This window comes from Phyllobacterium sp., from assembly GCF_037994405.1.
GTDB lineage: Bacteria > Pseudomonadota > Alphaproteobacteria > Rhizobiales > Rhizobiaceae > Phyllobacterium.
Map to the genome: position 1 here is coordinate 1 of NZ_JBBNAN010000238.1, position 12,271 is coordinate 12,271.

Annotated in this window: 15 protein-coding genes; 10 read left to right on the top strand and 5 right to left on the bottom strand. The window is 61.9% G+C overall.

Annotated features, from left to right (window positions below):
- Window positions 1-249, bottom strand: a 249-nt coding sequence (locus AAAC48_RS13275) for an SCO family protein (protein WP_340654625.1), incomplete at its 3' end; no start/stop codon positions are given.
- A gap of 191 nt (window positions 250-440) precedes the next feature.
- On the opposite strand from AAAC48_RS13275, the gene AAAC48_RS13280 reads away from it, so the two are divergent.
- The 10 genes from AAAC48_RS13280 to AAAC48_RS13325 all read left to right on the top strand — a co-directional run bounded on the left by AAAC48_RS13280 (window position 441) and on the right by AAAC48_RS13325 (window position 9,764).
- On the top strand, window positions 441-1,157 hold the full coding sequence (locus AAAC48_RS13280; protein WP_340654626.1) for a carboxypeptidase regulatory-like domain-containing protein: 717 nt from the start codon (window positions 441-443) through the stop codon (window positions 1,155-1,157).
- A gap of 90 nt (window positions 1,158-1,247) precedes the next feature.
- The gene (locus AAAC48_RS13285) at window positions 1,248-2,384 is read left to right on the top strand and encodes a metallophosphoesterase (RefSeq protein ID WP_340654627.1); all 1,137 of its coding nucleotides are present in this window, start codon (window positions 1,248-1,250) and stop codon (window positions 2,382-2,384) included.
- A gap of 13 nt (window positions 2,385-2,397) precedes the next feature.
- Window positions 2,398-2,862 (top strand): hypothetical protein, encoded by a 465-nt coding sequence (locus tag AAAC48_RS13290; RefSeq protein ID WP_340654629.1) that lies wholly within the window; start codon window positions 2,398-2,400, stop codon window positions 2,860-2,862.
- 157 nt (window positions 2,863-3,019) lie between these two features.
- Window positions 3,020-4,453 (top strand): cbb3-type cytochrome c oxidase subunit I, encoded by a 1,434-nt coding sequence (locus AAAC48_RS13295; RefSeq protein WP_340654630.1) that lies wholly within the window; start codon window positions 3,020-3,022, stop codon window positions 4,451-4,453.
- Window positions 4,450-6,135, top strand: a complete 1,686-nt coding sequence (locus AAAC48_RS13300; RefSeq protein ID WP_340654631.1) for a cbb3-type cytochrome c oxidase subunit II — start codon at window positions 4,450-4,452, stop codon at window positions 6,133-6,135. Before AAAC48_RS13295 ends, AAAC48_RS13300 begins: the two co-directional genes overlap by 4 nt.
- A 3-nt stretch (window positions 6,136-6,138) precedes the next feature.
- Window positions 6,139-6,327, top strand: coding sequence for a hypothetical protein (locus AAAC48_RS13305; RefSeq protein ID WP_340654632.1), 189 nt, complete (start codon window positions 6,139-6,141; stop codon window positions 6,325-6,327).
- Window positions 6,287-6,505, top strand: a complete 219-nt coding sequence (locus AAAC48_RS13310; RefSeq protein WP_340654633.1) for a hypothetical protein — start codon at window positions 6,287-6,289, stop codon at window positions 6,503-6,505. Before AAAC48_RS13305 ends, AAAC48_RS13310 begins: the two co-directional genes overlap by 41 nt.
- 172 nt (window positions 6,506-6,677) lie before the next feature.
- Window positions 6,678-6,800, top strand: a complete 123-nt coding sequence (locus AAAC48_RS13315; RefSeq protein WP_340654634.1) for a hypothetical protein — start codon at window positions 6,678-6,680, stop codon at window positions 6,798-6,800.
- A gap of 58 nt (window positions 6,801-6,858) precedes the next feature.
- Complete coding sequence (locus tag AAAC48_RS13320) at window positions 6,859-7,587, top strand: sulfite exporter TauE/SafE family protein (protein ID WP_340654635.1); 729 nt, start codon at window positions 6,859-6,861, stop codon at window positions 7,585-7,587.
- Window positions 7,588-7,643: 56 nt separating this feature from the next.
- Window positions 7,644-9,764 carry a cation-translocating P-type ATPase gene (locus AAAC48_RS13325; RefSeq protein WP_340654640.1) on the top strand — a complete coding sequence of 707 codons (2,121 nt, stop codon included), beginning with the start codon at window positions 7,644-7,646 and terminating at the stop codon, window positions 9,762-9,764.
- An 8-nt stretch (window positions 9,765-9,772) separates the two neighbouring features.
- Here AAAC48_RS13325 and AAAC48_RS13330 read toward each other — a convergent pair whose 3' ends face one another.
- The 4 genes from AAAC48_RS13330 to AAAC48_RS13345 all read right to left on the bottom strand — a co-directional run.
- Window positions 9,773-11,041 (bottom strand): FAD-dependent oxidoreductase, encoded by a 1,269-nt coding sequence (locus AAAC48_RS13330; RefSeq protein ID WP_340654636.1) that lies wholly within the window; start codon window positions 11,039-11,041, stop codon window positions 9,773-9,775.
- Entirely contained in the window at window positions 11,038-11,403 is a 366-nt protein-coding gene (locus tag AAAC48_RS13335) for a c-type cytochrome (protein WP_340654637.1), read from the bottom strand. Before AAAC48_RS13335 ends, AAAC48_RS13330 begins: the two co-directional genes overlap by 4 nt.
- Before the next feature lie 2 nt (window positions 11,404-11,405).
- Window positions 11,406-11,732 (bottom strand): thiosulfate oxidation carrier complex protein SoxZ, encoded by a 327-nt coding sequence (gene soxZ, locus AAAC48_RS13340; protein ID WP_340654638.1) that lies wholly within the window; start codon window positions 11,730-11,732, stop codon window positions 11,406-11,408.
- 21 nt (window positions 11,733-11,753) lie between these two features.
- Window positions 11,754-12,271, bottom strand: a 518-nt coding sequence (locus AAAC48_RS13345; protein ID WP_340654639.1) for a thiosulfate oxidation carrier protein SoxY, incomplete at its 5' end; no start/stop codon positions are given.

The following is a 12,271-nucleotide window of genomic DNA, read 5'->3' on the forward strand; positions in this document are numbered from 1 at the left end:
TGTCGTCGGACAGGTGTCGGGACAAGAAGTATAGCCGAAGAAAACCAGCAGCCATTTGCCGCGATACGTCGCATCGGTGACCGTCGTTCCGTCCGGCGCCGTGAGCGTGAATGGGCCGCCGACCGTCGCAGGCGCCGTGTCAGCCCGCGCCGGCGGTTGGAAGACCGACAGGGCCGCTGCGACTACGAGGCAGATGACGGCCTGGGGACAATGGGCCCAAGGGCGGAGGAGTCCATGCCGTCGCTTCATCTGGTACCTCCGGTATATCGAGAAGGGTGCCTCACGTTCCCGAGCACGACGCTTGTCAGACTAACCGTCTACTGGTCGCGCCCATCTGGTCTTATTTAGTTGGTTCACACCCTAGACATGATAACTCATTTCGCCTTATGATCCACCAGTTTCCCAAGCGAAACATGATCCCCTCGGAGGAGGGGTGGTCGATGAAGACGATCAATTGGATCAGTGGGCTAGCGGTGATCGTTTGCGCTGCTTCGATGTCCGCACCTGCGCAAGCCTACGAAGTGCGTCCGGTCACGGGAGGCGGAACGATCGAGGGTACGATCGTCTACCGCGGCGACGTGCCGACAAAAAAAATCATCCCTACCAAGGATGTCGAAGTGTGCGGGGCACCGCGCGAGGACCCGCTGATCCGGGTCGGCACCGACCAAGCCGTTGAGAGCGCAGTTGTGTATCTGGTCGACGTGGCCTCGGGAAAACCTTGGCCTGAGTCGGGCAAGCCGCCCGAAATTGACAATGTCAAATGCCGCTTCGTGCCCGAGGTTCAGGTAGTCCCTGCCGGTCAGGTGGATGTCGTCAACACCGATCCGGTGCTCCACAACACCCACGGCTATTATGGCAAGCGCACCACTTTCAACCTGGCGCTGCCCAATCAGGGACAGCGCATACCAGTTGAACTGGACCGCGCCGGCACTGTCCGCGTCGACTGCGACGCGCATGGTTGGATGGAAGGCTGGATCTACGTGGTGGACAATCCCTACTACGCGATCACCGGCCCCGACGGCAAATTCACCATAACCGATGTTCCGCCGGGCAACTATACGCTCGTGGCGGTCCAACCCTTCACCGGGCCCATCGAGCAGCCCGTAACAGTAGCGGAGAAACAGCCTACCAGCCTGACGATTGAGCTGAAAAAATAAGAAAATGGGCGACCCAGTGACCCAACAGGGTCGCGTGCATATGAGAGGACCGACGCTTTAAGAAACGGTCTGCACTGAGGAGGAACCCTGATGTCTAACGAGCTTGACCGCATTCGGCGCGAAATGCATGCGGTGCTGCAGCAGCCTGGGGTGCGCCCCGACGACTCGCTCCAAATCACCCGTCGCACCTTCATTCACAGATCGCTGCTGTTCGGCGCCGCTTCCGTCGCCCAGACCTTTGCGTGGTGGCCTTTGCTCAACACCATCGACGTCGCCCACGCCGCCGAAGCGCCCTTCAAGTTCGCCTGGATTTCGGACACCCATCTCTACGAGAGATCCCTCAATACGCGCTTCGTAGACAAGGTGGTGCGCGCGGTGAAAGAGGTCCAGGCCATGGATCCGCCGGCCGACTTTCTGATCTTCGGCGGCGACCTGGCCCAGCTCGGAAAGATCGAGGAACTCGAGCTTGGCGTCGAGCTGCTCAAGGATCTGAAGATCAAGAAGTACTACATTCCGGGCGAGCACGACTGGTATCTGGATATGGGCAAGAAGTGGGGCGAATTGTTCGGCCAACCCAACTGGACCTTCGACCACAAGGGCGTGCGCTTCATCGGGCTCGATACGGTCAGCCGGGGACCGGACTACTGGACAGTGAAGAAGATGACGCCAGAGGAACGCATGGGCCATATGGCGACCCTCGACGGCACGGTTGCCGGCGCGTGGGCCGGCGTCGGCCGCGACCAGCTCGACTGGATGCAGAAGATACTCGCCGACTGGGATAAGTCCAAGCCGATCGTCATCTTCAGCCATAATCCGCTCTACGAGTACTACCCGCCCTGGAACTTCTGGGTGCGCGACTGGCGCGAAGTAAATGAGGTGCTGAAGCCATATACTAAGGTCACCAACATCCACGGTCACGTCCACCAGGTGCTCTATAACGAGATCGGCACCATGCGCTCGATCGGCATGCTGGCGACCTCTTGGCCGTGGCCCTATGCCCCGGAAGGCGTGCCCAAGCTGACCAAGCTGATGATCCGGGCCGACCCCGGCGATCACTTCGATGGGGTCGGTTGGGAAACCGTGAACGTGAACGCCGGCGACAAGGTCGACGTTGAGTACATTATGTGGGGCCGCAAGGAGGTCTTTGTTCAATCGGACCCGGATTCCTCGCTCAGTCAGCCTGAGAAGTTGCGGCCGCGAATGGCGGACAATATGTGGCCCTACTAAGGGAGGAATGGCTATGACAATCAGAACGACATTTCTCGGCACGTTGTGCCGCCCGTCCTTCGTCGTAGCGATTGCGGTGGTCGCCGTCTTCGTCGGCCCCACCAGTGCTCACAAGGCACCGCACGCACCGGAGCAGTTGAAACAATACGAAGACGTGTTCATGGAGGAGGTCAGGAAGGGGGACCTCTTGTTCCACGGCGATGCAGCCACTGCCAAACAGATGAACGTCGTCCTCTCCACCACGGGAATGGCCTGCGCAATGTGCCATCCCATGGCCTCCGACACCCACCCGCAGTCCTACCCGAAGTTCCAGGTAGAAACGAGCAAATTCGCGACGCTACGCGACATGATCAACTGGTGCATCGAGAAGCCCAACCAGGGCGAAAAGATCGATCCCGAGTCGGACGCGATGAAGGCCTTGGAAGCGTACATTACCTGGTCGAACACCGGCTCGGTGTTGGTCCCAGGCAAGCATTAGTTCTTTTCGGCGTGGCGCGGGCTACCGAGAGGCCCGAGTCGCGCCGCACGATATCCGAAACCGCACAACCGGCATCGGGTAGTTCTCGACGCTGGCAAAGTTTTGAAATCGAGTCCTGAAGAGTCGCGCGGTTGAACGCGTGATTGGGGAGCATGCCGTGGCAGAAGCATTGCGTGGCAGATTCGCTGGCATCGACCTGGATGAACTGGTGGACTGGCCGGTTGTGCGAACTTGGCTCTATTGGGGCATGTTCTGGCTCGTGCTCGCACCTTCGGTCGGCGTGGCGCTGTCGGGCCTTTTCAACTATCCGGACTATCTCGGCACCAGCCTGGGGCTGACCTTCGGCAGGTTGCGGCCGGTCCACGTCAACGGCGTCATCTTCGGCGCCTTTTCATCGCTCTTCATCGGCGAATGCTATTACCTGGTGCCGCGTCTGTGCGGTGTGCGGGTGCCGTGGCCGCGATGGGGCATACCGCTGGCCTGGCTGTGGAATGTCGTCGTGGCGGCCGCGCTCATCTCGCTGCCGTTTGGCGAAAACAACGGCCTGGAAGCGGGCGAGTTCCCGCTGTTCGCCAAAATCCCGCTCTTTCTCGTTATCGCCGTGGCGACCGCGCAATTCCTGATCACGATCTCGCGACGCCTCGAGCCGCCGCTCTATGTCGCGCTCTGGTATCTGATCGGGGCTTTCGTGTGGACGACGATGAATCTCGTTCTGGGCATCATGCTGCCCTACACAATCTCAGGCATCAACAGCGCGGCCTTCCATGGCCTCTACCTCCATTACATCGTCGGATTGTGGATCACGCCGGCGGGCTACGTGCTCATTTACTACTTCCTGCCGATCAGCGTGCGCAATCCAATCTATGGCCACAAGCTGTCGCTTGTCGGCTTTTGGTCTCTCGCCCTGTTTTATCCCTTTGTCGGCATTCATCATTATCTCTACAGCCCGATCGCCGACTGGGCCGAGACGCTGGCGATCATCACCTCCATGCTGCTGATCATTCCGGTGTGGACGGTGCTGGTGAACTTCTTCGGCACCGTGAAAGGCCGCTGGGACGCCTTCGGGAAGAACCTCCCGGCGAAATTTCTGATCACGGGCTCGCTGATGTATCTGGTGGGGTGTTTCCAGGGCTCGACGGAAGCCTTGCGCTCGATCCAGCAGCCGACCCATTTCACGGATTTCGTCATCTCGCATTCGCACCTTACCGTGTTCGGGACGTTCGTGGTCTGGGCGATGGGCGGTCTGATCTATGTCTGGCCGCGGGCCTACGGGCGCGAGCTTTGGTCTTTCACGATGGGCAATTGGGCGTTCTGGCTGATCACCGTCGGCATCTCCACCATGGGTCTGGTGCTGACCGCCGGCGGTCTGCAGCAGGGCTTCCAATGGATGGCCGGCACCGAATGGCTCGACACGGTGCTCGCGATGCGGCCCTATTGGCTGGTGCGGACTGTTGCTGGCGTCAGCATGGATATCGGGATGACGCTTCTCGTCATCAATCTGATGATGACGGCGCTGACCCGGCCGGCCAGAGCGGCGGATGGTTCGGCTTTCGACAGGAGCCCGGTTCCGGTTGGACGGGCGACGCGATGAGTGCGCGGTTCGTTGTCCTGGTGGCCGGCATCTTTTGCTTCTTCGCCGCCCTCGTCACCCAGGGCTTCCTGCCGTTTTTCGAACCTTCGGCCCGCTCTACCCGGGTGACTGCGGTTACCCGGACCGACCTCGGCCAGCTCAAATGGATACAAACGGAGGCGACCGATTACACGCCGCAGCAGAAACTCGGCCGCGCGGTCTATCTTCGCGAGGGCTGCTGGTACTGCCACTCCCAATACGTGCGCCCGGTGACCGGCGAAACGCGCCGATGGGGCCCGGTGACCGAGTCCGGCGAATATGCCTATGACGTGCCCCATCTTTTCGGCACGCGGCGCATCGGCCCGGACCTGACGCGGGTCGGCCTCAAATACAGCGACGAATGGCATCTTGCCCATTTCTGGAATCCGCGCATGCTCTCCCCGGACACGGTCATGGCGCGTTACCGGGGACTCTTCGACACGCCCGAACAGCCGGTCGCAATCGTCGATGACGGAGCCGGCAATCGTACTCTGGAAAAAACGCCGGTGACCGAAGGGCTGTTCGACTTTGCGAGCCAGAAGCAGATCAGGCTCACGCCAAGCGCCGACGGGCTGCTGTTCGTGCCGACGCAGGCGCGCGGCAAGGCCCCAGTCATTGTGATACCAAACGAGGAATACACGGGCAGCACGGTTCAAATCGCCGCCGAGACGAAAGACCTGGAAGGTCTCGTCGCCTATGTCCAGAAGCTCGGCATGAATCGTGGCAAATGGCGCGACCTGTTCGAGCCGCAGCAACTTGAAGTCATGGACGCGACGATGCCGCGCTCGAGCGAGTGGATCGCGCATGGCAAGGAGGTCTATGGGCGGCGGTGCCTCGGCTGCCATGGGGTCAACGGCGACGGCAATGGACCGGCGGCGACCTTCATGTTCAATCAGCGCCCGCGAAGCTTCGCAGCGGCCGTGTTCAAGTTCCGGTTGACCAAGGAGCCGCTGCCGACTGACGGTGACCTCTTGCGCACCATCACCCGCGGAGTTCGCGGCACGGCTATGCCGGCCTGGTACGATCTGCCGCTCAACGATAGGCTCGCGGTCATCCAATACATCAAGTATGAGCTGGCGGTTGACCGCTCCGACCCGGCCAAGCCGTATGCGTACTTCGTCGAGGAGCCGCCCGGCGCTCCTCTGTACATCGCAAAGCCGCCCGAGGCTTCCCAGCAAATCCTCGATCGCGGCAAGGAAGTCTGGCAGGTAGCCAAATGCTGGGAGTGCCATGGCATGACCGGAAAGGGCGATGGCGAGAAAGCCGCCGGGCTGAAGGATGATCTCGGTTTTGGCATTGTGCCGGCCGACCTCACCAGTGGCCAGTTCAAGTCAGGGACAGCGGTCGAAGACATTTTTCGGACCATGACGACCGGGTTGAGCGGCACGCCCATGCCCTCCTATCGGGATGCATTGCCCGAGAAGGACCGGTGGGCGCTCTCGTACTACGTCCTCGCACTTTCCGCCTATAAGGACCCGCTCACGGGCGAACCGTTGGCGATCGCGGACACGGATCGCGCGGCGCTCAACGACCTCAATCTCGAGGCGGATTCTCCGGATAAAGCCTATGTTCCGGGCCGGGGCCCGGCGCAGAAGGCTTCCCAATCCGGCGAAGGTGACGGCGGGTCGGTGACCGGCAAACAACATACCGCCAAAGGAGACTGAGTTATGCTCGGATTTGAGATCACCGGACCTTATGCAGGCGCCATGTTGATGAGCCTTGGTGCGCTTTGCGTCTTCGTTTGGGGCGTGCTCTCGGGCGCCTTCGGCGGCGCCGACGACGCGGCCACCAGATTCTACGAAAGGGAAGTGGAAAATGACAACGCCAAGCACACCGACAAGTACACCGGAGAGTGACGGCTCAGATCAAGGTTCGGACCACGAGCACGAGTTGGAGGAATATGCCGGCGGCACCATCCAGGCACGGCACGGATATCTCCCGGTGTGGCTGCTGGTCGTCTACGCAGTGCTTTTCCTTTGGTCGCTGTTTTACATGGTAGTATATTGGGGTGGGCTGGGACCGGGTCGGATCTGACAAAGGACCCGTGGTCGCACATGCGAGCGAATGGATGAGTGGCAGGGAGAAGGAGCAGGACATGCTGGCAGCCAAGATCGTTTTGGGAGTCGCGGTGTTGAATATGATCCTGCTGATTTCCGCGCTGGCAATGAATGTGCTCCGTGTTTATTTCGGTTGACCGAGGCAAATCATGCTGGAAAACACTGCTTTCTCGCTGGCCGATGCAAGCGGGCTTCAAATTCTCGCTTTCGTCGGCTTTACGATAGCCACCGTCACCTTCTTCGTTTGGGTCGCTTACCTCATGCGTCGCTGATGGCGCGCGGCGTGTATCGCCTCGTGAATGAGCGGCGGGTGAGCAGGACAATCTGCCGATGACCTATTACCTGATGATCTTCGCTGCAGGCTTTGCAGGCAGCTTTCACTGCATCGGAATGTGCGGCGGCTTTGCCTGTGGGCTGGGACGCGATCCGCGCGGCGGAGGCGCAACTGCGGCGCGCCACCTGCTCTATAATACCGGCCGATTGACGACCTACTGCTTCCTCGGCGGGCTCGCGGGCGCGCTCGGTCAAGTCATATGCACGCCGCAGGGAGCGGCGACGGCGCCGCTGTTGGACGGTTCCCTCGACATCGCCCAGCGAATTCTCGCGATTGTCGCTGGCCTGCTCATGATTGCCATGGCGTTGCAGTTCTTCGGCTTGCTGCAGGTCTTTCATCGCCTAGCGATCGGTTTCGGCGGGAGCACGTTTGCCAAGTCCCTGCGCAGTCTGATGACAGCCCGAAGCAGCGCTGCGCCGCTCGCCTTTGGCGTATTCAACGGCTTCCTGCCATGTCCCCTGGTCTATGCCTTCGCTGCCCAGGCGGCGAGCACCGCCGCGGCGCTTCCTGGCTTTCTCGTCATGGCGTCGTTCGGACTGGGAACGTTTCCCGCGATGTTGATGATGGGCGGCGTCGGCCAGGTTCTCGGGCCAGCCTGGCGGCGGCGCGGCGTCTGGCTGGCCGGCGGTTTTATTCTATTGCTCGGCCTCATCACGCTCGGCCGTGGTCTGCTGCCCTCGGACGCGCATATCGGCCATGCCTGGCTGGGAGGACTTCCCGCATGACTGCGTGTGACAATATCATGTGCAGCCATTGTTCGCTGCCCATCGGCCTGCGTCCGATGGAGCGCAGGATCAACGGTGAGGCTTGCGCGTTCTGCTGCTACGGCTGTTGTATCGCCTTTCAGGTGAAGAGCGGCAGACACGAAGAGTGGGAGGCCGCCTGGCTTCTGATCCAGCTTGGCGTGGGCGGCTTTCTCTCCATGAATATCATGATGTTCAGCCTCCTCCTCTATTCGGACGCATTCACCGGCGTCGATGCGGGCGTGCTGCCGTGGATTCACCTTTTACTCTGGATCTTTGCGACGCCAGCGGTGGTAATTCTCGGCGGACCCTATCTGCGTGAAATGTGGCTCAATGGCATTCAGGGACGCGTGACATCGTCAGCGCTCATCGTGCTTGGCGTCGCTGCCGCCTATCTTTATTCGGCATTTGCCGTGTTCGAGGGCAGCACGCATGTCTATTTCGACACAGCCGTGATGGTGCTCATGCTGTTCACCGTTGGCCGCTATCTCGAGGCCGTTGGCCGCGCCAGGGCGGCGCGCGACCTCGAACCTCTCCTGGCCGCCGAAAGCGAGAGCGCAGCTGTTGTCGATGGCGCGGCAGAGATTCGCCGCCCGGTGCGGGAGGTGACGGCCGGCATGCTGGTGCGGGTTCGGCCAGGCGAGCGCATTCCGGTCGACGGCGTGGTTGTTGAGGGGGAATCGAACACCGATGAAGCCGTGATCACCGGAGAAGGCCGGCAAGTGACAAAGGGCGTCGGCTCCGCGGTGATTGCCGGCAGCATCAATATCGACGGCCCACTCCTGATCCAGAGCAGCGGTGACGGAACCGCAACGCGCTGGGCACAGATTTGTCGGTCGGTGCGCGAAGCGCTGGGCCGTCGCAGCCCAACCCAGCGCCTTGCCGATCGCGTCGTTGGCGTGTCCGTGCCGCTCGTCCTCGCCCTCGGCGGGCTGACGATCGTTTACTGGGCGCAGTCATTGCCGTTCGATCGGGCGTTGCTGATTGGCCTCTCAGTACTGGTAGTTGCCTGTCCTTGCGCCGCTGGCCTCGCCGCTCCAATGGCGACCTCGCTCGGCATCGGCCGGCTGGCGCGGCACGGCTGCCTCGTCCGCGACCCCGGCGTTCTCGAGACCCTCGCGCATGTGCGGTTCCTCGCCTTCGACAAGACGGGCACTTTGACGGCGGGCAAAGCGCGTCTCGTCGGAATCAACCGCGACGGAGTCGGCATCGACGACGTGCTGGCACGCGCCGCTGGTCTGGGGCGCCATTCCGAACATGGATTGGCGCTGGCAATCGCGGCGGCGGCCGCTGCGCGCGGCATCACGCCGCTCGCGACCCGTAATGTCCGGACGGTTCCCGGCCGTGGCATCCGCGGCAGCGCAAATGGCGAGCCCGTGGCGGCGGGGAGCATGAGATTGATGAATGATCTGGGATGGCCGCTTCCTTCGACGCTGATTGAGCGGTCGCGCGAGGCAAGCGGTCATTCGCTGGTCTATATCGGTTGGGGCGAGCGGGTCCGTGCCGTGCTGTCGCTTGACGATTCACCGCTTCCCGAGGCGCAGTCGACGATCGCGGCACTTCGTGAGCGCGGGCTCGACGTTGCGCTGTTGACCGGCGACGTGGCACCGGCGGCGGAGCGGATCGCGGCCATGGTCGGGATTAAGGCCGTGCAGGCGGGTCTTTTGCCCGAGGCCAAACGGGAGGCCCTCGGCCGGCTCCGGCATGGCCACGATGTTGTGGCGATGGTCGGCGATGGCCTCAATGACGGGCCGGTGCTCGCCGCTGCCGATGTCGGCATCGCCGTCGGCTCGGCCACCGATCTCGCCCGCGAGACTGCGGCAATCGTGCTGCCCGCGGACGGATTGTGGATGCTGCCCTGGGTCGTCGACGTGGCCCGCGCGGTCCGCAGGACCATTTTGACCAACCTCATGTGGGCGTTCGGCTACAACCTCGTCGCGCTCACTTTCGCGGCCCTCGGATTGCTACAGCCGATCCTGGCGGCGGGAGTCATGGCCGGATCGAGCATCCTCGTGGTGATGAATTCGCTGCGGCTGGAACGGCTGCCCGATCCAGTTCCGTCGCCGATCGCGCAACAGCAATCCGGCGCCGAGGCGGACAGCGCGCGCCATGGTGCCGGCACTTCCGTCACGGCTGGCCCGGCCCTCGAGCGGAGCTGAGTTCCGCTTCAGCCAAACACGTCGTGCGTGAAGGCGTCATACCAGCCGTTGGCGGTGCGCACCACCTGGCGGCGGAGTTCGGCATCCTCTCCGACCGCGCTGAGCAAGATCTCGCTGATCTTGATGGTCTCCGCCGTAGCCTTGAAGCTGATGGCATCACTCACCGCATCATGGGCGGCGAGAAAGGTGAAGCAGGTGTTGAACAGGTGAGGTTCGGCGGCCTCGGAGCCGGTGAGCGCGGTGGCAATGGCAAAGGCGCAAACCTTGGCCTGGCTGTTCGTAACGAAAGCCGATTTCGGCATGTCGCCGGCGCTGGTCGCGTCGCCCACCACGTGAATTCCCGGCTGCAGCTTCGACTCGAACGTCAGTGGATCGATCGGACACCAGCCCGACTGATCGACGAGGCCCGCCCGCTGCGCCAGCTCGCCGGCCATCTGCGGCGGGATGATATTGGCGACGGCGGCCTTGAATGTGCCGCCCGCGGTCTTGACGGCGCGGCCCTTCACGTCGACCGCCTTGATGCCGCCGGTGAATTGACCGGGCAGCCATTCGATCATACCTGGATAGTGACGGCTCCAGCCGTCCTGAAACAGATCCTGCTCGAAGAAACTGTCCTTGGCATCGAGGATCAGGATCTTCGCCCGCGGCTTGAACTGCTTGAAATAGTAGGCGATCAGAGATGCGCGCTCGTAGGGACCAGGCGGGCAGCGGAACGGATTGGGGGGGGCGGTGATCACGAATACGCCGCCATCCTCCATGCTCTCGAGCTGTTCACGCAGCAGCTTGGTCTGCGGCCCGGCATTCCAGGCATGCGGCAGACTCTGCGTTCCGGCCTCGTCATAACCCTCGATGTCGCTATATCTGAAAGCGATGCCCGGGGCGATGACGGCGCGGTCGTAAGCGAGCTTCGTTCCGTTCTTCAGCACGACGATCTTGGCCACCGGGTCGACCGCTTCGGCCATGTCGTGAATGACGGTGATGCCGTATTTCTGCGCGAGCGTTTCATAAGAATGAGTGAGCGATTCGAGCGAACGAAGCCCGGCGAGATAAAGGTTGCTGAAGAAGCAGGTCGTGTAGCTCGGCTTCGGCTCGACCAAGGTGACATCGAGGCCTTTCTTGCTCGCGGCCAAATATTTGGCGACGGTCGCGCCGCCGACGCCGCCGCCGACAACGACGACTCGCGCCTTGGCTTGGGCTCTTGCGACGCGTGGACTGAACGGTGCGAGACAAGCCGCTCCCGCAAGGTGAGTGAACTCGCGACGGGTCCAACGGTTCATGGCTGCGTCGTTTCCTTTCCCAGCGTCGAGAAATAGTGCGCCACCGTCGCGACCTCCTCGTCAGTGAGCGAGCGGACCATGATGTACATCATCTGGCTCGGCCGCTTGCCCGACTTGAAGGCTTGCATCGCGCTGACAAGCTTGTCCTGATCCACTCCGGCGATCGGCGGAATGGCCGTGTCCCGGCCGTCGAGGCGATGGCAGGAAGCGCAGGCCGCGGCGAGCCGCGCGCCTCGCTCGATGTCTCGCGCGCTGCTACGATCCACACCGAGACCGGCCAAGGTTGCGGTGATCGCCAGCGCAAAAATCTGGCGCGTCCGCTGCGCGCCAAGGAAACTAAGAGGTGTCCGTCGCAGAGCCATGATCAAGTGACCGTGAGCTGGTGCGACAACGCATAGACGGCGCCGCCATCTTCTTCCCAGACGAAATCGAGCCGGCCGCTCTCCGTCGCCCGCAGGGAGAATTCGACGAAAGGATTAGCGGCAATTGCCTCGTGAAAATCGACGCTAAACACCACGGCATTATTATAGCGGCAGACAAACTTGTTGATGATTTTGCGCGGGATCACATCGCCTTGATCATCGTGGCGCAACCCTGTTTCCATCTCATGGCTGATGATGGTCTTGACCTGAAAGACGTCGCCCTTCGCCGCAGCGCTTGGTACGATCACGCGTGGTGTGGGGGTGATCACTGTCCGCCTCCCTCCTGGACGTCAGGCGCAGCCATTGGTGGCGACGTGGACCCAGGTCTTGGCCATGAGCAATATGCCATCATTCATCTCGGCAACCGCCACTACATATTGTGGTTTGGCAAGGCGGATGCGGGTCGACACGCGGGCTAGACTGCGTTGGGGAACGAAATGGAAACTGGCGACTTCGATAAGCGGGTTCTGCGGCGCGAACACGCGGATTTGCCTTACATGGTCGGTCTCGGTCATGGGGCTGTCGACTTCAAGGCTCATGGGCACGGTGTAACCGGTTGGGAAGACCGCCGGCATTATCAGATGAAGGCGATCCGACTCTGTGGCCGTCCGCCCTGTGATCTGTTTGACGAGTTCCAGCGCCTCATCGCTCGCACCCGCAGCCTGCGGCGAAAGGAGCACCACCCCGGCAAATCCTGCACTCCCCGCATAGCCGGCGGCGATCAACACATCGCGGCGCGTCAAGCTCATTGTTCCGGTCTCCCAAACCATGCCGCCTTTTGGGCCATTCCAATGACGCATCGGCGGTA